This window comes from Natronospirillum operosum (genome assembly GCF_004768465.1).
Taxonomy (GTDB): Bacteria; Pseudomonadota; Gammaproteobacteria; order Pseudomonadales; family Natronospirillaceae; genus Natronospirillum; species Natronospirillum operosum.
In genome coordinates, this window is sequence record NZ_SRMF01000004.1 from 1 (window position 1) to 25070 (window position 25070).

The window sequence follows — 25070 nt, forward strand, 5'->3', positions numbered from 1 at the left end:
CAGCGCATCGCCGATGGTAGTGTGGGGTATCCCCATGTGAGAGTAGGTCATCGTCAAGCGCCTAACAGAAGACCCCATCAACCCGGCCCTCGTGCCGGGTTTTTGGGTTCTGGGGGGCCCGGAATGGGTGCCTTCCAGCCCTTGCAGGCGGTGGCCCTTGGCCACGCATGCGGGCCGAGGCACTTCTGCGTGGCCAAGGGCCATCGCCTGCAAAAAAGCCTCGATTGTAGCGAGCGACGCGAGTCGCGATGGCGGCGCAGCCGCCCTTCATACAGGGCCTGCCGGCCCAGTCGGGACTTGCGTCCCTCGCTACACGTCCCTCGCTACAGGGGCCTCGCTACAGGATGGAGTATTCGGCACGGCTGGAGTCGCCTTACCGTGTCTGGCTGCCCAGATCCGCTACTGCATAATAGGCCGGCTTGCGCTGACGTGAGCGATCAAACAGCAGTGGATAGTTGGTGCGCCCCTGTACCGGGAAGTCATTCTTCCAGGACTCCCCGTCGTAGGTACCCCAGGTGGTGACCCGATCGATCTTGTTGCGATGCCGAATGAACATTTCAAACATCTCGACATAGCGGTCGGTCAGTTGCTGTTCAATGGCTGCCGGCAGGCCGTCCCTGTAGGGGTCGAGTTCTTCCGCGTATTCCTCGAGCGCTGATATCTCGGCGCCGGTGTGCTCCCAGGCTACAGGCAGGGCGTCGACATCCATTTCGGTGATGTGAATGCGCATGCCTTCGGCCGCATAGGCTTCGATGCTGCGCTCGAATTCGGTCAGATTGGGGAAGTCCAGGCCGACATGGCCCTGCAGGCCGATGGCGTTCATGGGCACTCCGCGGCGCTTGTAATCGCGGATGACATCAACAAGGAACGACCGCTTGCCGGGGTTGTGCATGTTGTAGTCGTTGTAGAGCAGATGGGCATCAGGCTCCATCTCATGAGCCAGATGAAAGGCCCGCTCCATGTACTCGGCGGAGCCGAAGATTTCATACCAGGGGCTCTGGCGCCAGCCCTGGTCTTCATCGATGGCTTCATTGACTACATCCCAGATGCTGACCTTGCCCTGGTAACGTTCCATCAGCGTCTGGATGTGGGTGTCCATGCGGCGGATCAGTTCATCGCGGGAGATCTGGTTGTCATTGGCATCGACAAAAAAGTCGCCGGGCACCTGGGAATGCCATACCAGTGCATGCCCGACTATGGTCTTTTTATGTTCGACACCAAAATTAATAAAACGGTCTGCCAGCGCCCAATCCCAGTTGCCCTGGGAGGGTTGGATCTCGCCCGACTTCATGCAGTTCTCTGCCGTAATGGTGTTGAACTCGCGATCAATCAGCCCCAGAAGCTCGCTGTTCTGGGTCTCGAGAGTGTGGTTGCTGATTGCAGTGCCAATCAGAAAGTCTGCTCCATAGGCGTCTTTCAGGCCGGTTTTCTGGATGGCGTTGGTGATGGCGCAGCCCTTCAGATGGCTGAGCGCCAGCGCGGCGGCAGAAGCAGTCAGAAAGCTGCGGCGATTGATCTTGCGCATGGTACAGAGGTCCTCTTTCTAGGGTGATTCTTGTTTTATTATTTCGAGTTCAGAATAAAATAAAGGTTTCGCAACTCTCTGACAAGACCCGTTGATCAGCGGGTACTTCCATTCATCGGAAGCTCGCTGTATAAGGAGCGCCTTCTGTTCAGTATAAGCACCGATGGAGGGGGCATGGCGGTCTGGATAGCAATAGCGCTGGGGGTGGTGCAGGGCGTGTTCATGTTCCTGCCGGTCAGTTCGACGGCTCACCTGGTCCTGACTCAGCACTGGCTGATTCAGCTCGGGTATGATCTGCCGCCTCCCGAGAGCGCCGAGATGGTGCTGTTTGATCTGGTTGTCCATGTCGGGACTCTGGTGTCCATTCTGGTGGTGTTTCGGCGCAGTCTGTGGAAGCTGAGCCTGGGTGTGCTGCGTGATACCGGCCATTGGCTGTCCGACGGCGGTAGAATCAGGCGGGAATTGCTGTTTCTGCGCCTGAGTTTTCTGTGCGCCTTTTCATTGCTGGTGACCGCTGTCATCGGCTTCAGTTTTCGCCACTGGTTCAACCTGGTCTTTGCCAATCCGCTGTCGGTTGCGGGTACGCTGACCGTGACCGGCATTCTGCTGTGGCTGACTGACCGCCTGTCGCGGCGGCCGCTTGGCCTGCGTCGTATCAATCTCAGAATTGCCGGTATTATCGGTCTGGCGCAGGGGCTGGCGTTGATCCCGGGTCTGTCGCGCAGCGGCATGACCATCACCTTTGCCCTGTTCAGTGGCATGAAACGAAAGTGGGCGGCCGAGTACAGCTTCTTCCTGGCCATACCGACCATTCTGGCCGCGTCGGCGGTGCAGTCACTTGAGGTGTTGCTGGATGGCGGGCTCAGGCAATTGAGCGGCACCGTGATGGCGGTCGGTTTTGTGGTGGCAGCCCTGGTGGGGATAGTCGCCCTGAAACTGGTGCTGGTATTGCTGTATCGTGCCCGGCTGAAGTATTTCTCCTTCTACCTCTGGGCGCTGGCCGCGGCCGTGGGCTTCGGCTTTATCAGCCCGGGTTACTGACTCAGAAGCGATACTGCCACTGGGCCAGATAGCGAGTCTGCCGATGCCGGTCCGCAAAGGGGGTGCCGTCATCGGCAAAATACTGGGTCAGGGTCAGCGACAGTTCACTGCCGTGATCATAGTGCCAGCCGGTGCGGGCCACTCCGGTGAGATAGGCGTCCGAGAAGGAGCCATAGACACTCAGCCGGGTGCTGATGCGGTTCGCGTACCAGCTGTCCAGCCAGGACAGAGCCAGCTCGTTTTGCCAGGCCTCGGTGTCGATCAGCGCCTGGTCGTCAAACCAGCGCCTGGCCGTCATGAAACCTTCCCATTCGCCAAATCGCCTGGTTATGATGCGCAAGCCAGTGGCGCCTTCCAGACGGCCATGGGCGCTCGAGTCAGCGCTGGGTATCGGTGCCGAGGGCGTGGGCGCATCAGCAGGGTACAGGCTGGACTTGTAGACCAGCTCGCCTCGCCATTCAACGGGCCCTACCGGGACGCGCGAACTGAGCCCGAAAAGCCAGTAGGGGTCGCGGGTTGCCGGTTCAGATGCTGTTACCTGCACGGGGGTGTCCGAGCTCAGGCGGGCCAGATGCAAGGTGGTCACGCTGCGTGGGGCTCGCGAGCTCAGTTGCAGCGCGAAGCCGGGGTCAGCGGCCTCTGTTCCGTTCTGCGCACTCTGTTGTTGCGCTTCCCGAGTGGCCAGCGGATCCGGAAACAGCCAGGCAGACAGGTCCAGAGTGGCAATACGGACGCTGCCCTGAATGCTGAGTTGGGGTTGTTTCCGGCCGCCGATATCCTCGGTAACATCGAGCGTCTGCGGGCTCAGTACATCCAGTACGTGCGCACCCTCTACCGTACCCCAGCTCGATTCCTGCCAGCCCGCAGCCAGCTGCCAGCGGCCTTCCTCGAAATGCACCGCCGCCTCGTCCACCCGGCCCTGAAACTGCAGTCTGTCATCGGCAATACGGTCCCATCTGACGGGTGCGTTCAGGTCGGCTTCCACCGTGATGGCGGCGTGCATCAACTCGGAAAACGGATGCTGCAGACGCGAGCGCAAGCGCGTCGTGAGTGCCGTCAGACCCTGTTCGCGTCCACCTTCCAGGCGCTGGCTGAAGGTGGAAACGGCCGTGGGTGGTGGGGCGACAATGTGGTAGCCCAGCGCTTCTGGATCCAGGGAATAGTCATCGGCCAGAAACAGATCGACAGGGAGAGAGTTGGCAGACAATGGCAATGGCAGCAGGCAGGCTCCAATGGCCAGCGCCTGCGTACAGAAGCGTGCGCGGTCCATGGCATGTCCTTTGTTGTAATCTTCGCATCTACCTGAGCATATTATGCCCTGAACCCCCACTGTCTGTCTCGCCTGACCGAGCCAGACCCGTCACAGGTCAGAGGCAGGGCTGGCAGCAGACGTGATATCAGTTAGAATCGTTGCCTCAATTTGAATACCGAGATCGGCATGCAGCCCGAACGAGAACAGCTCAGACAGCATTATCTGGAGGCCATGGGCGTCCGTAGCTGGTTTGCCCGGGTGGCACCGGAGCTGGGCCGGACGATTGATTGGCCGCCGGTGCCTGAAGAGCCTTCAGCGTATCAAGAGCCTTCAGCGGGAGGAATGCCTTCAGCGGATAGGCCACAGGAGTCCGGCAGACCACAGGCGCCTGAACCAGGCCGCCTGCAAGATGCCATGGCAGCAGTCAAGGCAACAGCAACCGAGGCTGTAACTGACAGATCCGACACTGAAGACCCGGCCGCTGCTGCTGCAGCGGCCATGCCGGAACCCGAAGCTGTAAAAGCCGGCCAGGGCGTCGAATTCAAGCAGCGCTGGTGGGCACGTGATGGCTGGCTGATTGTTGATACCCGCCCGCCCGGCATGCCTGCCGGCCAGCAAAGGGGGGCCGATCGGTTGCTGGCCGCCCTGGCGCAGACAGTGTGCGGCGAACGCCAGCCGACGGTGGCCCACAATATCGACTGGCCCCTGTTTGTGAACCGTTCCATCAAGCATGACGTGGAAGAAGCCCGCTTCTATCTGCAACAGAAGTGGCAGTCCGCTGAACGTGAAGGCAAGATCCGCTACCTGCTGATGCTGGGCGACGCCACGCCGGAACTGCTGAACTGCGAACCACCGGACGGGTTTGCCGCAGACATGGGTGGCTGGGAAGCCGGTGACCTGGCCTGTTTTGTGGGTCCGGCGCTGTCCGAACTGATGCACCTGCCGGCGCAGAAGCGAAAATTCTGGCACCGCCTGCAGCCCTGGCTGGACAGCCTGCCCTGATGGCGCTGACCCTGAATCCCCTGACCGAAGCGGATATATCGGCGTGCTGTGCTCTGGATACGCGAGTGAGTGACTACCCCTGGGCTGAGTCGACATTCAGGCGGGGCCTGCAGAGCAACCATTGGGCGCGTGTGGCGCTGTCTGACGAGCAACTGGTCGGGTTCTGCATTTGCCTGCTGGTCGCCGACGAGTTGTCCATTCTCAATATTGCGGTAGACCAGGCCTGGCAGCGCCAGGGGGTGGGGCAGACCCTGTTGTCGGCGGCACTCGAAGCGGGCCGGACGCATGGTGCGACCGAGGCCTTTCTGGAAGTCCGGCAAAGCAATGCGGGTGCGCAGGCCCTCTATGCAAGCAATGGCTTTCATATTGCCGGTATCCGCGAAGACTACTACCCTGCGCGCAAGCCGATGCCAGCGGCGCCGGATTCTGCACGTCCGCGCCCGGGCCGGGAGCACGCCCTGATCATGGCCCGTACCCTGCTGGCCTGAATTGAGCCGACCACAGGCTGTTCTGTGCTAGAGTACGGGGTTATTCAGTTCATAAAACAGATCGAGCAAGAACCGGCGAGCGATGGCCGGTTCGTCAGGTGATTGATGATGCATACCGAACGTACTATTGAAGAGATTCTGGGCCGCCTGGTCGGGTTTGATACCACCAGCCGCAATTCCAACCTGCCGCTGATCGACTGGGTAGATGCCTGGTTGCAGCAGTTTGGAGTGCAGGGAGAGCGCGTCTTCAATGCCGATGGCAACAAGGCCAACTTCTACGCCACCATCGGTCCTGCTGACCAGCCGGGCTATATTCTGTCCGGACACACCGACACCGTGCCGGTGGATGGTCAGAACTGGCTGACCGATCCCTACACGCTGACCCGCCAGGGTGATCAGCTGTTTGGCCGCGGCACGGTGGACATGAAGGGATTTCTGGCCTGTTGCCTGTCCCGAGTGCCACAATTGGTGGCGGCCGATCTGAAAGCCCCCGTGCATCTGGCTTTCTCCTATGATGAAGAAGTCGGCTGCCAGGGGGTGCCCGGCTTGCTGGAAGTGCTCTGTGACCGCCCTGTGAAGCCAAAGGCCTGTTTCGTCGGTGAACCCTCCTCCATGGAGGTGGTGGTGGCGCACAAGGCCAAGCAGAGCTATCGCGCCGAGTTCACCGGCCTGGCCTGCCACTCTTCGCAGGCACCGCATGGCGTGAATGCAGTCAGCTATGCGGCTCGTCTGGTTCAGTTCGTGGACAGTGTTGCCATCCGCCTGGGTGAGGGTGTACAGGGCGAGCTGTATGACGTCCCCGTGTCGACTGCCCATGTGGGTGTCATGCGAGGTGGTACCGCTCTCAACATAGTACCCGAGCGCGCGGTGGTCGATTTCGAGTTTCGCGTCCTGCCGACGGAAGATATCGATGTCGTGGCGGCAGAGGTGGCCTATTTCGCGGCGAGTCTGGATGCGGAGATGAAACAGCGCAACCCGGACTGTGGCGTGCAGTTGTCCAGAATCTCTGCGTTCCCCGGTCTTGATACCGACCCCGAGGCCGAGGTCGTGCGCCTGGCCTGTCAGTTGGCCGATGATCCCAAACTCAAGAAGGTGGCCTATGGCACCGAAGCCGGGCTGTTCTCTACCCGTCTGGGTGTCCCCACTGTAGTGGTGGGCCCTGGTTCAATCAATCAGGCGCACAAGCCCAACGAGTTTGTCGACATCGAGCAGCTTGAGCGTTGCGGGGCCTTTGTCGACCGTCTGCTAGAGCATTGCCGAGGGTAGAGCGGGGCGCTGTCAGTCCTGCTTGCCGCCGGCGATGGAGTGCATGGTGCAGGCCTTACGCAGTGCCTCCAGCGTTTGCTCGAAAGCTGTGACGGGCTCGGGGTGGCTGAACAGGTAGCCCTGAAACACATCACAGCGCCGTGAGAGCAGAAACTCGCGCTGTACCGGGGTTTCCACCCCCTCGGCGACCACGCGCATGCCCAGGCTGTGGGTGAGTCCGATAATGGCTTCCACTATGCTTCTGTCTGCGCCCTCGGTATCCAGTTGAGCCTGCCGGATAAAGGCCTGGTCTATCTTGACCTCGTCGAAGGGCAGGCGCGACAGGTAGGCCAGGGACGAATAGCCGGTACCGAAGTCGTCCATCGCAAAGCGTATGCCGGCTGCTCTGAGTGCCCGCATCTTGGTCACGGAGTCATCCAGATCAGTCAGAATGAGTGACTCGGTCAGCTCAAGTTTCAGTAACCTGGGGTTGGCACCGGTCTCATCGACTATGGTGAGGATGCGGTTTACGAAATCGGGCTGGTGGAACTGCCGGGCGCTGATATTGACGGCCAGGCTGAGTGTGTCGGCCTCGGCCTGCTCACCCCACAGACTCAGTTGATGGCAAGCGGTGCGCAGTACTGTGTCTCCCATGGGCGCGATCAGCCCCGTTTCTTCTGCCATGTTGATAAAGGCGGCGGGCCCCAGCAGGCCGCGGGCAGGATGCTGCCAGCGTATCAGGGCCTCGGCCCCGCAGGGTTCACCACGACGATTGACCTGAGCCTGGTAGAACAGCACCAGTTCATTGTTGTCGAGTGCAGCGCGAAACTCTGCTTCCAGCCGGAAGCGGGCTTCGATCGCGGCATGGATGGAGGGGTCGAAAAAGTGAATGGCATTGCGGCCGGCGGCCTTGGCCTGATACATGGCCACATCCGCGCGCCGTAACAGTTCCTCAGTGGATTCCCGCTCGCCCGTGAACAGGCAGATGCCGATGCTGGCCGTGCATCGGTAAATGGTCTCACCGAGCTGCACCGACTGGGTCAGCGTGGCGCGCAGCTTTTCCGCCATCCGTTCGGCCTCGATGGCTGCGGTGTGTTCTTCTGTATCCAGATTTTCCAGAATAACCACGAACTCGTCGCCCCCCAGGCGGGCCAGGGTGTCGGTGCCGACCAGTCTGCTGCGCAGCCGCTGTGACAACACCTTCAACAGGCGATCACCCGTTGAGTGGCCCAGGGTGTCATTGAGGCGCTTGAAATCATCCAGATCGATAAACAGCAGCGCACCATGCTTGAGGCTTACTCTGCTGCTGACCCTGGCCAGTTGCAGCCGATCGAGCAGCTGGCGGCGGTTGGGCAACCCGGTCAGGGCGTCATAGAAGGCCAGTTGATGAATGATGTCTTCCGACTTGCGGCGTTCGGTCACGTCCATGATAAAGCCGTTCCATAGTATGGACCCGTCCGACTCGCGCTCGGGCAGGGCATTGCCCTGCAGCCAGAGGATACTGCGGTCCGGCTTGCGTACTCGGTACTCATGCTGCCAGGGTTTCAGGGTCTCTGCTGACTCCCGAATGGAAGCGAACACGCCATCGAGGTCATCGGGGTGTATGACCCTGGTCAAGCGCATGGCGTCCTGTTGTACAGCCTCGGGCTCAACACCATAGATATCCCGGATCGCATTGCTTGCATAGGGGAATGACATGGCGCCGTCCGGGCCCAGGCGGAACTGGTACACCATGCCCGGCAGACGCGAGACGATCTTGCGAAAGCGATCGCGCATATGTTTCTGCGTGGCCTCGGAACGTTCCGTTTCCAGCTCTGCCATCTGCAGCCGGTTGCGCATGATGGCCGTGGTGGTTGATGTACCCAGGATGATCAAGCTGGCCAGCACGGCCAGGGAGGCGAGCAGGGTCTGGTCCATCACGGCGCCGGCAACCAGTTGCGGGTGGTCGCCGGGCAGAAACACTGTGGCACCCATGGCCACATAGTGCATGCCGGAAATCGCCAGTCCCATCAGCAGTGCACTGGCCAGTCTGGTGGTGGTCTCATCCTCGATGATTTGCGGCAGCAATCGGGGCGTCGCCAGGGCCAGGGTGGCCAGCAGCACCGCAATGCCGATTGAACTGGTGAACAGCCAGGGGTTGTAGTGGATATCACTGCTGGTCACCATGGCGCCCATGCCGGTGTAGTGCATGGCGCCGATACCGGCCCCCATCAGCAGCCCGCCTATGGCGATACTGGAGACTGCGGGCTGATCCTGGCTGATGATGTTCAGGGTGACAAAGCCTGCCAGTATTGCAGGCAGCACGGAAGTCAGTGTGAGATTGAGGTCATAGCTGATTTCAACCGGCATACGGAAAGCCACCATGCCGGTAAAGTGCATGGTCCATACACCCACCCCCATGGCCACAGCACCGCTGACATGCCAGACAATCCGAGTGAGTCGGGTCCGTGCCGAACGCATCAGGTCAACGTGACTGAAGCTGGCGTAGGCCGCGAGCACGGCGATCAGGATGGAGAGTACCACCAGAGCGATGGAGTACTGGCCGGAGAGCGCGGCGTGAACCGGGGTGTCTGCTCCGGTGAAATTGAGGGGACTCATGTGCCATCCCTGCCTGTGATCAGCATACAACATAGTCAGTGTAGTCAGGGATGGGGCGGACGTCACCTTTGGTGCTGTTCCCGCGACAGGAAGCAGGCCTCGGGGTGGTCAGAAGAGGGCGCCGCAGCGCCCGTCAGACTCAGGTGTCGGCACAGTGATCGATGTAGGAGTCGGCATCCATCAGGTCATCCAGCTCGCCGGTATCGGTTACCCGCATGCGGAAAAACCAGCCGTCCTCGAACGGATCGCTGTTGACCAGTTCCGGGGCTTCTTCCAGCGACTCATTGATGGCCAGGATGGTGCCTGTCGCCGGGGCATAGATGTCGGAGGCCGCCTTGACGGACTCCACCACCGCAATGCCGTCCCCGGCCGTTACGGCAGCGTCCACCTCGGGCAGTTCGACAAAGACCACGTCGCCCAGTTGCTCCTGTGCAAAGTCGGTAATGCCCACGGTGACGATGTCACCGTCTATCAGCAGCCACTCGTGCGTGGCGGTATACTTCAGATCTGCAGGTGTATTGCTCATGCCGCGTTCTCCTGTATCCACAGCCTGTCGGGTGCAGGCTTACCCATTATAGGCCTTGGCCGATTCTTCAATAGCCTGGCGTGCAGCGTCTGCATTGCGCCAGCCGTCGACCTTGACCCACTTGCCTTTTTCCAGTGTCTTGTAGTGCTCGAAAAAGTGCTTGATCTGTTCCAGCAGCAGGGAGGGCAGGTCTTCAATATCGTTGACCTCATCATACAGGCTGGTCAGCTTCTGATGCGGTACCGCCACCAGCTTGGCGTCCGAGCCGGCCTCGTCGGTCATGTCCAGAATGCCCACCGGACGGGCCCGAATGACCGAACCCGGGGCAACAGGATAGGGTGTGACGACCAATACATCCAGCGCGTCGCCATCGGGGGCCAGCGTCTGTGGAATATAGCCGTAGTTGGCCGGGTAGAACATGGGCGCTGCCATGAAACGGTCGACCAGGAGAGCATCCATGTCCTTGTCGATCTCATACTTGATGGGATCGGCATTGGCCGGAATCTCGATTGCCACGTAGATGTCATTGGGCAGGTCCTTGCCTGCGGGAATCTTGCTGTAGCTCATGTCTTTGTTCCTCCGGAGGTTGTCAAACGGGTTCGGCGTCAGGGCTGCACTGTGCGTTCTGCCCGGGGTGTTGTCAAAGCCCCGAACCGCGTGAAATAGTCGGGGAAGGTTTTGGCGGTGCAGCCCGGGTCGAGTATGGTCACCGGCTCTTCGCCGAAGGCGGCCAGCGAGAAGCACATGGCGATGCGATGGTCGTCATAGGTCTCGATTTCAGCCGGCTGGTAGTGCGTCGTTGGCGTGATGCGGATGTAGTCCTCGCCTTCTTCCACCTCGGCGCCGAGCTTGCGCAGCTCGGTGGCCATGGCACTGAGACGATCAGTCTCCTTGACCCGCCAGTTGTAGATGTTGCGGATTGTGGTCGGGCCTTCGGCAAACAGCGCCGTGGTGGCAATGGTCATGGCGGCATCGGGGATATGGTTCAGATCGACATCGACCCCGCGCAGGGCCCCGCGCGTGACCTCGATCCAACTGGGGTTCCAGGTCACCTGGGCGCCCATCTGCGCCAGTACCTCGGCAAAGCGGACATCACCCTGCACCGAGTCGGTGCCGGTGCCGTGCACCCGCACAGTGCCGCCGGCAATGGCGGCGGCAGCGAGAAAATAGGACGCCGAAGACGCATCGCCTTCGACCATGATCTGGCCGGGAGACCGATAGCGCTGGCCGCCCCGGATGTGAAAACTCTGGTAGTCCCGATTGTCGACGCTGACGCCAAAGCGACGCATGACATCCAGGGTAATGTCGATGTAGGGCCTGGACACCAGTTCGCCCTCCACCTGAATGGTCAGATCGCCGGCGGCCATCGGGGCAGCCATCAGCAGGGCGGTCAGAAACTGGCTGGAAATATTGCCCCGGATACTGACCGTCCCCCCCTGCAGACCGGTACCGCGGATCTGCAGCGGAGGGTAGTCGGTGGTGCCCAGATACTCGATGTCTGCGCCCAGTGGCCGCAGGGCCTCAATCAGGTCGCCAATGGGCCGCTCGTACATGCGCGGCACACCGCTGAGTATGAAATCACCCTGGCCCAGGCAGAGCGCTGCCGTCAGCGGGCGCATGGCGGTACCGGCGTTGCCGAGAAAGAGGTCCAGGGGTTCCGCGGCGTCTGTGCTCAACGGGCCGCCCACACCGGTGACCCGGCAGCGGGCTCGGTCAGCAGAGACATCGATGTCGACGCCCAGCGCGGCCAGAGCCTCCAGCATGCGATCCGTATCGTCGCTGTGCAGCAGATTGCTGATATCTGTCGTGCCTTCCGCGAGAGCGGCCAGCAGCAGAATACGGTTGGACAGGCTTTTCGAGCCCGGAATGGTGACTTCACCATCTATGCGTGCCAGAGGCTGCAGGGTCAGACTTTCCATGGAATGCTGTAAGAACCAGTGCTGTGTGATCAGGTCGAGCTATTGTAGCGGCCTGATCACGGGAAGCAATGAAGGAACTTCAGCTTCCTGACTGGTCCGTCTTGATGACCAGCACATCGCAGCGCAAACGGTCGAGAATCTTCTCTGCCGTATGGCCGATCAGCCAGCGGTTCAGGCCTTCCCGGGTTTGTGCGCCCAGCACTACCACATGGCTGCCGCTGTCCTGTACCAGCTCCGGGATGGTCGAGGTGGGGGTGCCGGCTTCAAGTCGGCCCTGCGCCTGCGGAATACCGCATTCATCCAGCAGCTTGTTCAGGGCATCCTGATGCTGCTCGGCCAGCGCCTCGGTGATCGGGGTGGTATCGGGGACCGGCGGGTCCATGTAGACGATGAAGGGGGTGGGGTCGTAGACGTTGAGGACTTCCAGTCGGGTGTCCAGAGCCTCCTGCCAGACTTTGGCCTGCAGCAGGATGGCCTTGTCCAGCAAGCGCGGTGCGTCGCCCTGTTCCACCGGGTCGACACAGGCCGTCAGATGCATGCCGGTGTCGGGCCAGGGGTTGTCCTTGACCAGCAGTACCGGCAGCGGGCTGCAGCGCATCAGGTCCCAGTCGGTGGAGCTGAAGAAGGTGCGCTGCATGACATTCTGGTGGTGGGTGCCTTTCAGGATCAGATCGAAATCCTGCTCTTCCAGCAGCTTCTCGATGGCCTGCCAGGCGTGTTTGCACCAGGCCACTCGGGTGGAAACCTCCAGGCCCCGCTCACGGAGCTGGCGCGCGATGGCCTCCAGCTTCTGCTCCTGCTCGCGCAGATAGGATGCCTGCTGGTTTTCGGCGCGGCCATCCGAGCCGCCCGCCAGGCCACGTGCCAGCGCACTGTGGAAAGCGGCAGAAAACAGCACCAGCGGGCATTGCCAGCGTTGGGCCAGGAATTCTGCCTTGTTGACCACAGGCAGGTTGTCTTCAGTCGGGTCCAGATAGACCAGGATCGGGTTCATGGTGGCATCACCTCGCGCTGATTAGGCTTGTTATAGCGTCAGCATAGCTCCGTCCTGACGTTTTGTGCACCCCGAATCAGTCAATGTAGTCAAAAATGGAAACAACCCGCTGCACACCATCGACCTGAGCGGCGCGCTGTTCCGCAATGCTGCCCTGTTCGCGGGTGACCAGCCCCATCAGGTAGGCCACGCCCTCATGGGTCGTGATGACCACTCGGCGCGCCGGAAAATCTGCCGTCAGCACCAGGCGACCCTTGACCCGCACGCTGATCCATTGATCGTTGGCACGCATCTCGGCGGTGGGCGGCTCGCCAACGCGCAATTCGTTGTGCAGCAGGCGCACACGCCGGAACTGCCGCACGACCTCGGTGGCCTGGTTGATCATCTGCTCTGAGGGCACGCGGCCGGTGATCAGAATACGGGCATTGTGCGAGACCACCTTGATGCGGCTGTCACTGAAGCGCTCATCAGCCGCGACCAGGCGTTCCCTGATGCGTACTTCCAGATCGGCATCATCAATGGCTGCACCACGGGACAGGCTGCTGTCATCACCGCGCGGGCCTGAACTGCCGCCGAGAGCACAGCCGACAACCAGCAGCATGAGTGGAAGCCAGATCAGCAGGGGTAAATGTTTCACGGCCTTCAATCCTCCGAACCGAAAATGGTGCGATCAACCAGCTCGCAGAGTCGGTGCACCAGCATGATATGAGCCTCAATGGCCATTGAACCAGCTGCCGGCACGGCGATCTCCAGATCATCCGGGGTCAACAGCGAGACCACATCTTCGCTGGTCTGACAGGAAAATGCGAGTACCGACAAGCCCCTGTTGTGGGCCGCCTGAATGGCCTGCACCAGACTGCCGGCGCGGGCACCATGATTGAATACCACCAGCAGGTCATGGGTCTGCGCAAGGGCCTGGATGGGCTTGGCAAAAATATCGTTGATGCCGGTCTCTACCCCTATCTGTGAAATCAGGGCCGAGTTGTTGCTCAGATTGATGGCGGGCAGGGCCGGTCGGTCCATGGCATAGCGGTGCAGCAGATAGCTGCAGAGCAGCTGAGCGCTGGCGGCACTCGGCCCATGGCCGCAGACCAGCACCTTGCCGTCGTGCAGGAAGGTATCGCACAGCAACTGATTGGCCACCAGCAACCGCTCCAGCGTCTGGTCGGCGGTTTCCTGCAAATGTTCAATGGTGTCGACCGTGCGCTGGGTCAACAGGGCCAGTTCCTCTGACATCAGAACGCGTTCCTTATCCAGGTCAGCTCATCAGTCTGCAGATTAACCTCGACCACGTCGAAACGGCAAGGTTGGTCGGTTGCACGGTGACGCGACAGGTACCAGTTGGCGGCGCTTCTGAGCCTGGCCTGCTTGCTGGCGGTGACTGCGGCCAGTCCGCCGCCGAACTGCTGACTGCGGCGCGCCTTGACCTCGACAAATACCCAGCAGTTGCCATCGGCCAGCACCAGGTCCAGTTCGCCCTGGCGACAGCGGGCCTGCTGGTCCCTCAGTTGCAACCCCTGGCTCTGCAGGTATTCGGCGGCCCGGCGTTCCGCCGCATTGCCGATGGCCACACTCATTGCGAGCCGTTCAGCGGGCGTGGAGACTCTTCAGCCTCCAGAGTGGGTGACAGCGTGAGGGGGACCAGACGGCCATTCATGTATTGGGCCCAGGCCAGTTCGCGTTCGATCTGGCCCCGCTCATTCAGCCGCAGTATGCCCGTCTGGCCGCGGTACTGAGCCTCCGGGGCACTGCGCAGATAGGGCAGTTGGGGTACCAGGTGCCATGCATCCAGGCCCATGGCATAGAGGCGTGAGTAGGTGCTGAACTGCTCGATGTCCAGGGCAGCCAGGGCTTCTGCCTCGGCACTGTCACTGACCAGCCAGGGTATCTCGACCAGACGGATCCCGCTCAGATCGCGATCACGCCCGGTATCATTGGTAGCCACGATGGACGAAGTGGCAAGTATCGGAATATCTTCCGCATACTGAAAGTTCAGCAAGGGCCGCAGCTGTCTGGCCTGGTCGGGCTCGACGGCCATGAAGATGAAGTCCAGGTCACGCCGTCGTCTGGGTTCGATTTCAACGGCAGTGCCGAGCACTGACTGAATGTTGATCGACCGCTGCTGGCTCTGATCGATGTCCAGCAGTGAGCGCACCTGAGCCAGGTAGCGCCGGCCGTCATCCTGTGCCGGGATGGACTCGGTGCTGACCAACTGGCCGCCCAGGCGTTCCCACTCTTCACGGAACGCGCTGGCCACGCGCTCTCCCCATTCACCCTGAGGGCGGATGGCGGCGGCCACATTGTGGCCGCTGAACCAGGCGTGCCGGGCGACCTGGCGGGCTTCGTCTTCCGGCGCCAGCGCAAACTGGATGACATTTTCGTTGTTGATGACCTGGCGATCTGTCCGGTTCAGCGCCATGACCGTGACCGGCAGGCTGTTGACGGACTCAACCTGCATGACCTGGTTGCGCCCCAGGGGGCCGATAATGAAATCGGCTCCGGCCTCTATGGCCGAGGTCACCACCTGACGCACATCACCATTGGCCTCATCGTAAAAGCGCAGCTCGGGCACATCCTGGCCTTCATTCTTGGCGCGGAAATACCCGGCCAGGAAGCCATCTGCAATGGCCTGACCGGGGCCGCGCAGATCGCCGCTGACGGGCAATATCAGGGCAATGTGCTCGGGCTGACTGCTGATGCTTTCGGTCAGCCTGAGCAGGCTGTCGGGCAGATCCAGCGCTGCCGGATGGCGGGGGTTGGCCTGCTGCCAGCCCTCGATGCCACGAACCAGCCGCATGGGTTCGTTCTGGTATTCATGGTAGATGTTGGCCAGTTCCAGCCAGCCACTGTAGTCGGGCGCGGTCTGCACCATGGCCAGCACCGCCAGCGCCTCGGGGTCGGCCTGTTGCAGGTCCAGCCAGATGGCCTGCACATTGCTGTGCTTTTGTTCGTCGGTCAGCAGCGGATGAATGAAAATACGTTCTCGGGCCGCCGCCACCGGGCTGTTGGTCAGGCTATAGGCCTGTGCGCGCAGCAGGCTGATTTCGATCTGTTGCGGCAGTGGCAGGCTGTCAAACAGCGGCACTGCGTCGCCGGTCAGCCAAGCCAGTGAGGCTCTGGGATTGAACAGCATCAGTTCGGTCTTGGCCGACAGCAAGGCAAAGTCACGCTGCATGGTCGCCGACAATTGCGGGTAGTCCAGCCGGTTCAGCAGGCGCTCGGTTTTGTCCGGCTCTCCGCGCAGGTAGAAAATCTTGGCCAACTCCAGAGTGTAGCCCTCGGCCGTCTGGGGCGCTCGATTCAGCCGGATCAGTTCGCTGCGCTTCAGGTCGTCCGGCAGTTCATCGGCCAGTTCGGCTATCGGGCGGTCCGTGTCGAGTGGCAATTCGCTCAGCCCCTCTGGTGCTGTGCGCCCGGTCGCGGTATCGTCCGGCGCATCAGAGACCGGAGGTGTGCTACAGGCCGCGAGGATCAGCACGGTCAGCAGTGCCGGCAGGCGCAGCGCAAAGTTCATGACGAGAACCCCTTCTCTAACAAGCAGGTTTGATTGTATATGTCCCAAGCACCGACCCAACGCCCTGTACCGGCGCTTTACACATCTGTGCTCTATGTGGTGGCCACACCCATTGGTCATCTGGGTGATATCACCCAGCGGGCGCTGGAGGTGCTGCATGGCGTGACCCGTATTCTGGCTGAAGATACGCGTCACAGCCTGAAACTGCTGCAGCATTATGGCATTGATCGACCGCTGGTGTCTCTGCACGAGCACAATGAACGGCAGCGCATCGAGCAGATCGTGAACTGGCTGGCAGCCGGTGACAGCCTGGCGCTGATCAGTGATGCCGGGACGCCGCTGATCTCCGACCCCGGTTATCCCCTGGTGACTGCGCTTGCCGAACGGGGCTACCGTGTGGTGCCGGTGCCGGGTGCCAGCGCCGTAACAGCGGCCATGAGTGTGGCCGGTCTGCCCTCGGACCGCTTCCAGTTCTGCGGCTTCCCGCCGGCCAAGGCCGGCCCGCGGCAGACCTTTCTTGGCGAAGTGATGCGGTTCGGCGGCACCTCGGTGCTGTATGAATCGCCGCGCCGCCTGCAGGAAACGCTGGCAATGCTGCGTGATCTGGATGCACAGCGCCCACTGGTGATAGCGCGGGAACTGACCAAGCAGTTCGAGACCATCCTGCGCGGCACTGCCGGTTCGGTACTCGAACTTGTGGCGGCCGATCCGGACCAGCGGCGGGGTGAGCTGGTGCTGCTGATCGGCGGCCAGCCTGCCGACCAGGCCCCGCCCGGACAGGTTGATGTCGATGCACTGCTGCAGACACTGGCTGTTCACCTGCCGCCCAAGCAGGCTGCCGGCGAAGCAGCGCGGCTGCTGGGCAGCAGCAAGAATGAACTCTACCGACGCCTGCTGAACCTGCGTGACCGGCAGTAAGCCATTGCCTTGCCGGCGCCTTTCGCGTACTGTCCGCCCGCGCAAGTCAGCCAGGCAATCGCCGCTCGGTATAACCGGGGGGAGGAAAGTCCGGGCTCCGCAGGGCAGAGTGCCTGTTAATTGCAGGGCGGCGTGAGCCGACGGAAAGTGCAGCAGAGAGCAGACCGCCTAAGTCGCTTCGGCGACCGGCAAGGGTGAAAGGGTGCGGTAAGAGCGCACCGCATGGCTGGTAACAGTCCATGGCACGGTAAACCCCACTCGGAGCAAGACCAAATAGGGTTCCTTCAGGCGTGGCCCGCGCTGGAACCGGGTAGGTCGCTTGAGCGTGCTGGTGACAGTACGCCTAGATGAATGATTGCCCACGACAGAACCCGGCTTATCGGCTGACTTGCGCCCTCTGTCTCAGCCTTTACTGTAATATTCTGTTTTCTCCTATCGATCCCCTTTTTTATCGAAAATCAATCTTGAAGTTAATGTTTAACTTTAACTGTGTCGTGCAGGTGATTCTTGTGCATCGGTTTAGCCGTGCACTACCCTTTGTTAGCACTTGCTAACACCTCGTAACCCCCTGTCATATAAGCATTTTTTTTTGAAATGGTGCACTTTCCCATGGTTGCAAATGGTGGGGGTGCTGCCTATAGTGGGCGCTGACTGTGGGAGATTGTGGGTTTTTGTGGCAATTAGTGGTTTCGTCTCCCTCCATACAGTGAATGGAACAGCATTTTGGAAGCGTCAAAGGCAGGTAACATGCTGCGGGGTGTGCACTCACTCAGCATGGACAGCAAAGGCAGAATGGCCATCCCTTCAAGATTCCGGGATGCGATTTCTGAGGTCTGCCAAGGTGAGTTAGTACTTACTATTGACACAGAAGAGTTGTGCCTCCTGCTTTACCCTCTCAATGAATGGGAAATCATTCAGCAGAAAATCGAGGCCCTGCCCAGCTACAACCGGGCCGTGCGCCGTATTCAGCGCCTGTTGATTGGCCATGCCACCGATATCGAGATGGACGGCAATGGCCGCATCCTGGTGCCGGGCCCGCTGCGTGAACATGCCCGCCTCGACAAGAAGATCGTGCTGCTGGGGCAGGGCAACAAATTCGAGGTCTGGGATGAAACCTACTGGCAGGAGCGGCGTGATGCCTACCTCCAGGATGATGCCATGGACGTGCCGGAAGCCCTGCTGGAGCTGTCTCTATGAGCCTGCATCAGCACATCTCGGTCATGCTGGATGAAGCCGTACTGTGGTGGGCCGGCAGGACCCCGTCGCAAGAGGAGCCTGTTCGGAACCCGGCTGTGGGGACCTATATCGATGGCACCTTCGGACGCGGCGGTCACAGCCGGGCACTGCTGGCCCATCTGGACACATCGGCGTGCCTGCTGGGTGTCGACAAGGACCCGGCGGCAGTCGAGGTCGGCCGCCAGTTGGCCTCCGAAGACGCGCGGTTCAACATGGCCTGGGGCTCGTTTGCAGAACTGCACGAGCTCTGTGCGCAGCACAACCTGGATCAGGTACAGGGCATATTGCTGGATCTGGGCGTGTCCTCGCCGCAACTCGATGATGCCGAGCGCGGTTTCAGCTTTACTCATGACGGCCCGCTGGACATGCGCATGAATCCGGAGCAGGGCGAAAGTGCTGCCGACTGGATCAATCGGGTGCCGGAGCAGGAAATGGCTGACGTGTTTTATCAGTATGGCGAAGAACGCTTTTCGCGCCGCATGGCGCGGGCCATAGTCGAACGTCGCCGTGAAACACCCTTTACCCGCACCGGGGACCTGGCCGAGGTGGTCAAGGCGGCCAATCCGCGCTGGGAAAAGCACAAGCATCCCGCAACACGGGTGTTTCAGGCTATCCGCATTCACATCAATGGCGAGCTTGGCGACCTGGAAACCGGTCTGGCTGCCGCCATGGAGCGGCTGGCGCCCGGAGGGCGTCTGGTCGTGATCAGTTTTCACTCGCTGGAAGATCGGCTGGTCAAGCGGTTCATGCGCCGAGAAGCGCAGGGGGACCCGATTCCGCGCGGCCTGCCGGTGCAGGAGAGCGCCATTCGGCGCCGTCTGCGTCTGCTGGTCAAGGGACGCAAGGCCACCGAACAGGAAGTGGCAGAAAATCCGCGTGCGCGCAGTGCAGTACTGCGGGTGGCCGAGCGTCTGGCCGATCCGACCGGAGGTGATGCATGACTTTGCGGCCGGGCTGGATTCTGCTGGTAATCGCGATATGGCTCAGTGGTCTGGGTGTTGTGTACAGCAGCCATCAGACCCGGCACATGCATGCCGAAGTGAATCGACTGACCCAGATCCATGACGATCTGATGGTCGAGTGGGGGCGGCTGACTCTGGAGCAGGGCGCCCTGGCTTCGCCCATGTTGCTGGAGCAGCGCGCCGGGCAACTGCAACTGCGGGAGCCGGAATCGGCTCAGATCGAACTATTGCCGGAGGTGTCCCGATGACTGCCCGCTGGCGACTTTATCTTGTGGTGCTGGCGCTGTTGCTGTTGCTGTCAGCACTGATCGGACGCGTGGTGTATCTGCAGGTGGCGGAGCAGCAGTTCCTGATCAATCAGGGGCAGATGCGCTCGGCCCGGGAAGTGGAAGTGGGTGCCCACCGCGGCATGATTCTGGACCGTCACGGCACACCGCTGGCGGTCAGCACGCCGGTGGTATCACTGTGGGGCGATCCGCGCCATCTGTCCGAAGCGGATCTGCCGCGTCTGGCCGAAGCCACCGGCGCTTCACTGGAAACCTTGCGTCAGCGCTACAACATTCATCGGGCCTTCTTCTATATTCGCCGGCAGCTGCCGCCCGAGCAGGCTGAAGACGTGCTGGCGCTGGGTATTCCGGGCGTGTACGGCCGGCAGGAATACAAGCGCTTTTATCCGGCCGGTGAAGTGACAGCGCATATTCTGGGGTTCACCAATATTGATGACCATGGTCAGGAAGGTGTGGAACTGGCCTACAACGATATGCTGGTTGGCCAGTCCGGGCGCAGCCTGGTGCTGCAGAACCTGAACGGACAGGTGGTGCGGCACGTGGAAACCGTGCGGGCACCGCAACCGGGGCGCGACCTGCAACTGACCATCGATCTGGACCTACAGTACAAGGTGTACCGCGCACTCAAGAGTGCCTGGCAGTACCATCAGGCCGACTGGGCTTCTGCTGTGGTGCTGGACCCGCGCACCGGCGACGTACTGGCGATGGCCAATCTGCCGTCCTACAACCCCAATGACCGCAGCTCCATCCGCCCCGAGTATCTGCGCAATCGTGCCATTACCGATGCTGTCGAGCCTGGCAGTGTCATGAAGACCATGGCAGTGCTGGCCGCCCTGAACGAGGGCCTGGTAACACCGGAAGACCGGTTCAATACGTCGCCCGGTACCATGAATCTGGGCAACGGCCACACCATTCGCGATTTCCGCGACTATGGTGAGCTGGATGTCACCGGCATCATACGTCATTCATCGAATGTCGGCATCAGCCAGTTGGCGCTGGACATGGGCGGGGATCGACTCTGGTCCACGCTGTACAGCCTGGGTTTCGGCCAGCCGATCGGAGTGGGCTTTCCGGGTGAAGCGACCGGGTCATTGCCCAACCGGACCAACTGGTCGGACGTGCAGGTGGCCACCCAGTCATACGGCTATGGCATGACTGCCACCCCGCTGCAACTGGCGCAGGCCTATGCCGTGATTGCCAATGACGGGGTGCTGGTGCGGCCCAGAATTCTACAGCAAAGCCTGCAGGCTCCCCCGACCAGGGTACTCCCCAGTAGTGTGGTCACTGATGTACAGCGCATGCTGGAAGCGGCCCTGGGTGACGGTGGCACCGGCACACGCGCTCGGATGCCGCTGTACACTGCGGCCGGCAAGACCGGTACGGCGCATACCGTCGGCCTGGCGGGCTATGATGAAAATGCCTATCGGGGTGTCTTTGTCGGCTACGCACCGGCGGATGATCCGGAGTTGGTAATCTCGATTGTGGTGAACAACCCGCGCGGCGAAGAGTATTTCGGCGGTGCGGTTGCGGCGCCGATTTTCTCGGAAGTGATGCAGGCCTCGCTGGCGCATATCGGCGCCACCCCCGATCGGCTTTTTGCCGAGCGCGAACAGAATGGCCTGACAGCCTGGACCGACCGTTTGCGGAGGGTGACGCATGAGTGATTGGCTGCGCCAGGTACTGGAACATCTGCGCCGCACCGGTGGTGATGCGGTGCTCGACAGTCGCCGGGTCAGACCCGGCGATGTCTTTATTGCCTTGCCGGGGGCGGCCATTGATGGGCGTGATTTTATCCAGCAGGTGATGGGGCAGGCTGATGTGCTGGTCGTGGCCGAATGCATTGATGCCGGACAGGCTATGCAGAAGCAGATGCCGGTGGCGCCGGAATCGACAGAACGCCTGCTGTGGGTGGAGGACCTGCGCCCGCAGTTGGGCCAGTTGGCGGAAGCCATCTATGCGGTCAATGAGCGCGGATTGGCAGTGATCGGTGTCACCGGCACCAACGGCAAGACCTCGATCAGTCACTACCTGGCCCAGGCCTTGGGTCAGGCGGGTCGGTGTGGCGTGATCGGCACCCTGGGTACCGGCCTCTGGCCCGATCTGGAAGACAGCCTGAACACTACGCCGGATGTGCTGACCAATCACCGTCTGCTGGCCGACTGGTCGGAGCAGGGCGCCCAGTGGGCGGTCATGGAAGTGTCCAGCCATGCACTGGATCAGGGCCGGGTGGACGGGCTGCGCTTCCGGCTCGCACTTTTCACGCATTTGTCACGCGACCATCTGGATTACCACGGCGATATGGATCACTATTTCGCCGCCAAACAGAAGCTGTTTGATCTGGGTCGCAGCCAGCGGGCAGTGATCTGTACCGACGATCGCTGGGGGCAGCGTCTGGCCCAGGGGCGGCGAGATGCGCTGCGGGTATCCGGCCGCATCGGCGGTACCGCGAGCGTGGTGCCCAATCATATTCAACGACGGCCCCAGGGCCTGCTGATCCATTGGGTCACGCCCTGGGGGCCACTGGAAACCGACACTGCTCTGGTGGGCGACTTCAATATTGCCAATCTGGCCGTCACCATCGGGGCGCTGGGCCTGCTCGGCTTGAACAGCCGCGACATCCGTGACCGCCTGCAGGCGCTGCGACCGGTGGCCGGTCGCATGCAACCGGTGCCTCTGCCCAACGGCGTGGTGGCCATCATCGATTACGCGCATACGCCGGATGCTCTGGAAAAGGCCTTGCGGGCAGCCCGTCATCATACCCGCGGGCGCCTGCATTGCGTGTTTGGCTGTGGCGGCGATCGTGACCGCGGTAAGCGCCCGCTGATGGCAGCGGCAGCGGCAGCCGAGGCCGATTGCCTGTGGATTACCAGTGACAACAATCGCAGCGAGCCGTTCGCGCGCATCGTTACCGATATGCGGCCCGGCATTCCTGACGGCATGGCACTGGAAGTGATTGAAAGCCGCGCCGACGCCATTCGGCAGGCCATTGCCGGAGCGGCCGCAGGTGATGTGATTCTGGTGGCCGGCAAGGGGCACGAGAATTACCAGGAAGAGCAGGGTGTACGGCACCCCTATTCAGACCTGGGCGCGGTGCAGAGCGCGCGGGAGGCCCTGTCATGATGCGGTTTCTGGACAGCACAGAACTGGTCAGCCTGTATCCGGGCTCGGCCATTACCGGCCCGGCACAGATTCGCAATGTCAGTACGGATACCCGCACGCTGCAGCCCGGAGATGCCTACGTGGCGCTGCGCGGAGCCCATTTCGACGGTCACGAATTCAATCCGGTGGCGCATGAAAATGGTGCCTCCCTGCTGGTTGTGGATCACCCGGACACGCTGCCGGTACCGCAGTGGATCGTGCCCGACACCCGGCGTGCCCTGGGGCACCTGGGGGCGGCCAACCGGCAGTTGACGAAGGCCCCGGTGGTGGCGCTGACCGGCAGTTCCGGCAAGACCACCACCAAGGAAATGCTGGCTGTGCTGCTCAATGCCTGCGGCAACACGCTGGCGACGCAGGGCAATCTGAACAACGAGATTGGCGTGCCCAAGACGCTGCTGCGCATCAGCCCTGAGCATGCTTATGCAGTAGTGGAACTGGGGGCCAATCATGTCGGCGAAATTGCCTATACCACACGGCTGACGAAGCCGGATGTGGCGGTGATCGTCAATGCCGGCACGGCGCACCTGGCCGAGTTCGGGTCCACCGAGCGGATCCGGCAGGCCAAGGGCGAGATTCTGCAGGGTCTGAACAGTGAAGGCATCGCGGTACTCAATCGGGATGATCCGGCCTACGAGCAATGGGCACAGCAGGCGCCCGGTCGCATTGTCAGCTTCGGCACCAGTGCCGAGGCGGAAATACAGGCTACCTGCCTGAAAGCGGAAGCCGAGCGCACGCTGGTCAATCTGCGTGGTCCGGGCTTTGAGCACGTGGTTACCCTGCCACTTGTGGGCGCACACAATGTATCCAACCTGGCTGCGGCAGTAGCGGTGATGGTGGCGCTGCGACTGCCGGACCATCTCTGGCTGGATGCCATTGAACGGATGAGCGCGGCACCGGGGCGGCTGGCCCAGCATTCGATCAAGGGCTGGCGGCTGATTGATGACGCCTACAATGCCAACCCGGAATCGGTACGGGCGGCCATCGATGTCCTGTCCACCGCGCCCACGCCGCAGGTGCTGGTGCTGGGCGAGCTGGGCGAGCTCGGGGACCATACCGCCCCGGCCATGAAGGCGCTCGGCAACTATGCGCGGCGACGAATTGCGGCGCTGTGGTCGGTTGGCCCGACCGCAGCACCGGCAAGCAAGGCCTTCGGTGACGAGGGCAGGCATTTTGTTAATCGGGCGGAAGTGATCTCCGCTCTTTCTGAACTGGTACAGCGCGAGTCCGGTGGCTCGGTGCTGGTCAAGGGCTCAAGGTCGTCGGCCATGGAAGAAGTGATGGCAGCCCTCATAGACCGCCTGGAAAAAGGAGACTGAGACGATGTTTCTCTGGCTGGCGACCCACCTGTCCGGACTGTTCTCACCACTGACCGTGGTGCAGTACCTGACTATGCGCACCATTCTCAGTGTGTTGACCGCACTGGGCCTTTCTCTGGTCTTCGGTGCCCGCGTGATCGGCCTGCTGCAGCGCCACCAGATCGGTCAGTCGATTCGCGATGACGGGCCCAAGGCGCACCTGAGCAAGGCCGGCACGCCGACCATGGGCGGTGCGCTGATCCTGTTCTCGGTACTGGCTTCAGCGCTGCTGTGGTCGGACCTGACCAACCACTATGTCTGGATCGTGGTCGGCGTTACCGCCGCCTTCGGGCTGATCGGGCTGGTTGATGACTACAAGAAGGTGGTGCTGCGCAACGCACGCGGCTTGGCCGCACGCTGGAAGTACTTCTGGCAGTCCATTGCCGGGCTGATAGCAGCCCTGCTGCTGTTCTGGTTTGCTGAAGCGCCGGTGGAAACGTCACTGATCGTGCCGTTTTTCAAGGACATCATGATTCCGCTGGGTTTCGGCTTTGTGATCCTGACCTATTTCGTCATTGTCGGCTCGAGCAACGCGGTCAACCTGACCGACGGTCTGGACGGGCTGGCCATTGTGCCCACCATCCTGGTCGGCGGTGCCCTGGGCATCTTTGCCTATGCCAGCGGCAATGTCGGCTTTGCCGAATACTTGCAGATTCCCTATGTGGCCGGTGCCGGGGAACTGATTATTTTCTGCGGGGCGCTGGTGGGCGCCGGGCTCGGATTTCTCTGGTTCAACACCTACCCGGCGCAGGTGTTCATGGGTGATGTCGGGGCGCTGGCGCTGGGTGCGGCGCTGGGGGTGATTGCCGTCATTACGCGCCAGGAAATCGTGCTGTTCATCATGGGCGGGGTGTTTGTGGCTGAAACCCTGTCGGTCATCGTGCAGGTGGCGAGTTACAAACTGACCGGGCGCCGCGTTTTTCGCATGGCGCCGCTGCATCACCACTACGAATTGAAGGGCTGGCCGGAACCCCGGGTCATTGTCCGTTTCTGGATCATCACCGTCATTCTGGTGCTGATCGGACTGTCTACATTGAAACTGCGCTGAA

General features: G+C 61.4%; 23 protein-coding genes and 1 other RNA gene. 13 read left to right on the forward strand and 11 right to left on the reverse strand.

Translation table 11 applies throughout. The features are described from left to right. Window positions 1-373: 373 nt before the first annotated feature. Entirely contained in the window at window positions 374-1525 is a 1152-nt protein-coding gene (locus E4656_RS11230) for an endo-1,4-beta-xylanase (protein ID WP_135483376.1), read from the reverse strand. Between the two features lie 174 nt (window positions 1526-1699). Between E4656_RS11230 and E4656_RS11235 the strand changes: the two genes are divergently transcribed. Continuing rightward, the gene (locus E4656_RS11235; protein WP_135483377.1) at window positions 1700-2566 is read left to right on the forward strand and encodes an undecaprenyl-diphosphate phosphatase; all 867 of its coding nucleotides are present in this window, start codon (window positions 1700-1702) and stop codon (window positions 2564-2566) included. Window position 2567: 1 nt separating this feature from the next. Here E4656_RS11235 and E4656_RS11240 read toward each other — a convergent pair whose 3' ends face one another. Then, window positions 2568-3836 carry a hypothetical protein gene (locus tag E4656_RS11240; RefSeq protein WP_135483378.1) on the reverse strand — a complete coding sequence of 423 codons (1269 nt, stop codon included), beginning with the start codon at window positions 3834-3836 and terminating at the stop codon, window positions 2568-2570. Between the two features lie 396 nt (window positions 3837-4232). On the opposite strand from E4656_RS11240, the gene E4656_RS11245 reads away from it, so the two are divergent. The 3 genes from E4656_RS11245 to argE all read left to right on the forward strand — a co-directional run bounded on the left by E4656_RS11245 (window position 4233) and on the right by argE (window position 6574). Next, window positions 4233-4820 (forward strand): hypothetical protein, encoded by a 588-nt coding sequence (locus E4656_RS11245; protein WP_135483379.1) that lies wholly within the window; start codon window positions 4233-4235, stop codon window positions 4818-4820. Further along, window positions 4820-5308, forward strand: a complete 489-nt coding sequence (gene rimI, locus E4656_RS11250) for a ribosomal protein S18-alanine N-acetyltransferase (RefSeq protein ID WP_135483380.1) — start codon at window positions 4820-4822, stop codon at window positions 5306-5308. Before E4656_RS11245 ends, rimI begins: the two co-directional genes overlap by 1 nt. A 105-nt stretch (window positions 5309-5413) precedes the next feature. Beyond that, the gene (gene argE, locus E4656_RS11255) at window positions 5414-6574 is read left to right on the forward strand and encodes an acetylornithine deacetylase (protein ID WP_205849187.1); all 1161 of its coding nucleotides are present in this window, start codon (window positions 5414-5416) and stop codon (window positions 6572-6574) included. Between the two features lie 12 nt (window positions 6575-6586). On the opposite strand, the gene E4656_RS11260 is transcribed toward argE, so the two are convergent. The 9 genes from E4656_RS11260 to E4656_RS11300 form a co-directional block, all read right to left on the reverse strand. Continuing rightward, window positions 6587-9151 (reverse strand): EAL domain-containing protein, encoded by a 2565-nt coding sequence (locus tag E4656_RS11260; protein ID WP_135483381.1) that lies wholly within the window; start codon window positions 9149-9151, stop codon window positions 6587-6589. A 139-nt stretch (window positions 9152-9290) separates the two neighbouring features. Beyond that, window positions 9291-9677, reverse strand: a complete 387-nt coding sequence (gcvH, locus tag E4656_RS11265; protein WP_135483382.1) for a glycine cleavage system protein GcvH — start codon at window positions 9675-9677, stop codon at window positions 9291-9293. Window positions 9678-9716: 39 nt separating this feature from the next. Then, on the reverse strand, window positions 9717-10244 hold the full coding sequence (gene ppa, locus E4656_RS11270) for an inorganic diphosphatase (protein WP_135483383.1): 528 nt from the start codon (window positions 10242-10244) through the stop codon (window positions 9717-9719). Window positions 10245-10282: 38 nt separating this feature from the next. Beyond that, window positions 10283-11596, reverse strand: coding sequence for a 3-phosphoshikimate 1-carboxyvinyltransferase (aroA, locus tag E4656_RS11275; protein WP_135483384.1), 1314 nt, complete (start codon window positions 11594-11596; stop codon window positions 10283-10285). A gap of 79 nt (window positions 11597-11675) precedes the next feature. Next, window positions 11676-12590 (reverse strand): universal stress protein, encoded by a 915-nt coding sequence (locus E4656_RS11280; protein WP_135483385.1) that lies wholly within the window; start codon window positions 12588-12590, stop codon window positions 11676-11678. 76 nt (window positions 12591-12666) lie between these two features. Beyond that, window positions 12667-13227, reverse strand: a complete 561-nt coding sequence (locus tag E4656_RS11285; RefSeq protein ID WP_135483386.1) for a BON domain-containing protein — start codon at window positions 13225-13227, stop codon at window positions 12667-12669. 5 nt (window positions 13228-13232) lie between these two features. Continuing rightward, window positions 13233-13826, reverse strand: coding sequence for a D-sedoheptulose-7-phosphate isomerase (locus E4656_RS11290; protein ID WP_135483387.1), 594 nt, complete (start codon window positions 13824-13826; stop codon window positions 13233-13235). Continuing rightward, window positions 13826-14167 (reverse strand): YraN family protein, encoded by a 342-nt coding sequence (locus E4656_RS11295; protein ID WP_135483388.1) that lies wholly within the window; start codon window positions 14165-14167, stop codon window positions 13826-13828. The genes E4656_RS11290 and E4656_RS11295 overlap by 1 nt, the downstream gene beginning before the upstream one ends. Next, a complete protein-coding gene (locus E4656_RS11300; RefSeq protein WP_167856036.1) occupies window positions 14164-16104 on the reverse strand; it encodes a penicillin-binding protein activator in 1941 nt (646 codons plus the stop codon). The genes E4656_RS11295 and E4656_RS11300 overlap by 4 nt, the downstream gene beginning before the upstream one ends. A gap of 39 nt (window positions 16105-16143) precedes the next feature. Between E4656_RS11300 and rsmI the strand changes: the two genes are divergently transcribed. From rsmI to mraY, 9 genes are all read left to right on the forward strand, one after another. Beyond that, window positions 16144-17022, forward strand: a complete 879-nt coding sequence (gene rsmI, locus E4656_RS11305; protein ID WP_135483390.1) for a 16S rRNA (cytidine(1402)-2'-O)-methyltransferase — start codon at window positions 16144-16146, stop codon at window positions 17020-17022. A 42-nt stretch (window positions 17023-17064) separates the two neighbouring features. Then, an RNA gene (gene rnpB / locus E4656_RS11310) (RNase P RNA component class A) lies at window positions 17065-17417 on the forward strand. 352 nt (window positions 17418-17769) lie between these two features. Beyond that, window positions 17770-18219, forward strand: coding sequence for a division/cell wall cluster transcriptional repressor MraZ (gene mraZ, locus E4656_RS11315; protein WP_135483634.1), 450 nt, complete (start codon window positions 17770-17772; stop codon window positions 18217-18219). Further along, entirely contained in the window at window positions 18216-19199 is a 984-nt protein-coding gene (rsmH, locus tag E4656_RS11320; protein WP_135483391.1) for a 16S rRNA (cytosine(1402)-N(4))-methyltransferase RsmH, read from the forward strand. The genes mraZ and rsmH overlap by 4 nt, the downstream gene beginning before the upstream one ends. Continuing rightward, window positions 19196-19468, forward strand: a complete 273-nt coding sequence (gene ftsL, locus E4656_RS11325; RefSeq protein ID WP_135483392.1) for a cell division protein FtsL — start codon at window positions 19196-19198, stop codon at window positions 19466-19468. Before rsmH ends, ftsL begins: the two co-directional genes overlap by 4 nt. Further along, window positions 19465-21171: a peptidoglycan D,D-transpeptidase FtsI family protein gene (locus E4656_RS11330; RefSeq protein ID WP_135483393.1), complete on the forward strand. Its 1707-nt coding sequence runs from the start codon at window positions 19465-19467 to the stop codon at window positions 21169-21171. Before ftsL ends, E4656_RS11330 begins: the two co-directional genes overlap by 4 nt. Continuing rightward, window positions 21164-22627: a UDP-N-acetylmuramoyl-L-alanyl-D-glutamate--2,6-diaminopimelate ligase gene (locus E4656_RS11335; RefSeq protein WP_135483394.1), complete on the forward strand. Its 1464-nt coding sequence runs from the start codon at window positions 21164-21166 to the stop codon at window positions 22625-22627. Before E4656_RS11330 ends, E4656_RS11335 begins: the two co-directional genes overlap by 8 nt. After that, window positions 22624-23982 carry a UDP-N-acetylmuramoyl-tripeptide--D-alanyl-D-alanine ligase gene (locus tag E4656_RS11340; RefSeq protein WP_135483395.1) on the forward strand — a complete coding sequence of 453 codons (1359 nt, stop codon included), beginning with the start codon at window positions 22624-22626 and terminating at the stop codon, window positions 23980-23982. Before E4656_RS11335 ends, E4656_RS11340 begins: the two co-directional genes overlap by 4 nt. 4 nt (window positions 23983-23986) lie before the next feature. Then, window positions 23987-25069, forward strand: a complete 1083-nt coding sequence (gene mraY, locus E4656_RS11345; RefSeq protein WP_135483396.1) for a phospho-N-acetylmuramoyl-pentapeptide-transferase — start codon at window positions 23987-23989, stop codon at window positions 25067-25069. Window position 25070 lies beyond the last annotated feature (1 nt).

Coding starts and splice junctions, on each gene's coding strand:
- E4656_RS11230 (WP_135483376.1), bottom strand. CDS start 1,525: ATGCGCAAGATCAATCGCCGCAGCTTTCTGACTGCTTCTGCCGCCGCG.
- E4656_RS11330 (WP_135483393.1), top strand. CDS start 19,465: ATGACTGCCCGCTGGCGACTTTATCTTGTGGTGCTGGCGCTGTTGCTG.
- rsmI (WP_135483390.1), top strand. CDS start 16,144: ATGTCCCAAGCACCGACCCAACGCCCTGTACCGGCGCTTTACACATCT.
- rimI (WP_135483380.1), top strand. CDS start 4,820: ATGGCGCTGACCCTGAATCCCCTGACCGAAGCGGATATATCGGCGTGC.
- argE (WP_205849187.1), top strand. CDS start 5,414: ATGATGCATACCGAACGTACTATTGAAGAGATTCTGGGCCGCCTGGTC.
- E4656_RS11300 (WP_167856036.1), bottom strand. CDS start 16,104: ATGAACTTTGCGCTGCGCCTGCCGGCACTGCTGACCGTGCTGATCCTC.
- gcvH (WP_135483382.1), bottom strand. CDS start 9,677: ATGAGCAATACACCTGCAGATCTGAAGTATACCGCCACGCACGAGTGG.
- E4656_RS11235 (WP_135483377.1), top strand. CDS start 1,700: ATGGCGGTCTGGATAGCAATAGCGCTGGGGGTGGTGCAGGGCGTGTTC.
- ppa (WP_135483383.1), bottom strand. CDS start 10,244: ATGAGCTACAGCAAGATTCCCGCAGGCAAGGACCTGCCCAATGACATC.
- E4656_RS11335 (WP_135483394.1), top strand. CDS start 21,164: ATGAGTGATTGGCTGCGCCAGGTACTGGAACATCTGCGCCGCACCGGT.
- E4656_RS11290 (WP_135483387.1), bottom strand. CDS start 13,826: ATGTCAGAGGAACTGGCCCTGTTGACCCAGCGCACGGTCGACACCATT.
- mraZ (WP_135483634.1), top strand. CDS start 17,770: ATGCTGCGGGGTGTGCACTCACTCAGCATGGACAGCAAAGGCAGAATG.
- ftsL (WP_135483392.1), top strand. CDS start 19,196: ATGACTTTGCGGCCGGGCTGGATTCTGCTGGTAATCGCGATATGGCTC.
- mraY (WP_135483396.1), top strand. CDS start 23,987: ATGTTTCTCTGGCTGGCGACCCACCTGTCCGGACTGTTCTCACCACTG.
- E4656_RS11240 (WP_135483378.1), bottom strand. CDS start 3,836: ATGGACCGCGCACGCTTCTGTACGCAGGCGCTGGCCATTGGAGCCTGC.
- E4656_RS11260 (WP_135483381.1), bottom strand. CDS start 9,151: ATGAGTCCCCTCAATTTCACCGGAGCAGACACCCCGGTTCACGCCGCG.
- E4656_RS11245 (WP_135483379.1), top strand. CDS start 4,233: ATGGCAGCAGTCAAGGCAACAGCAACCGAGGCTGTAACTGACAGATCC.
- E4656_RS11295 (WP_135483388.1), bottom strand. CDS start 14,167: ATGAGTGTGGCCATCGGCAATGCGGCGGAACGCCGGGCCGCCGAATAC.
- rsmH (WP_135483391.1), top strand. CDS start 18,216: ATGAGCCTGCATCAGCACATCTCGGTCATGCTGGATGAAGCCGTACTG.
- E4656_RS11340 (WP_135483395.1), top strand. CDS start 22,624: ATGATGCGGTTTCTGGACAGCACAGAACTGGTCAGCCTGTATCCGGGC.
- aroA (WP_135483384.1), bottom strand. CDS start 11,596: ATGGAAAGTCTGACCCTGCAGCCTCTGGCACGCATAGATGGTGAAGTC.
- E4656_RS11280 (WP_135483385.1), bottom strand. CDS start 12,590: ATGAACCCGATCCTGGTCTATCTGGACCCGACTGAAGACAACCTGCCT.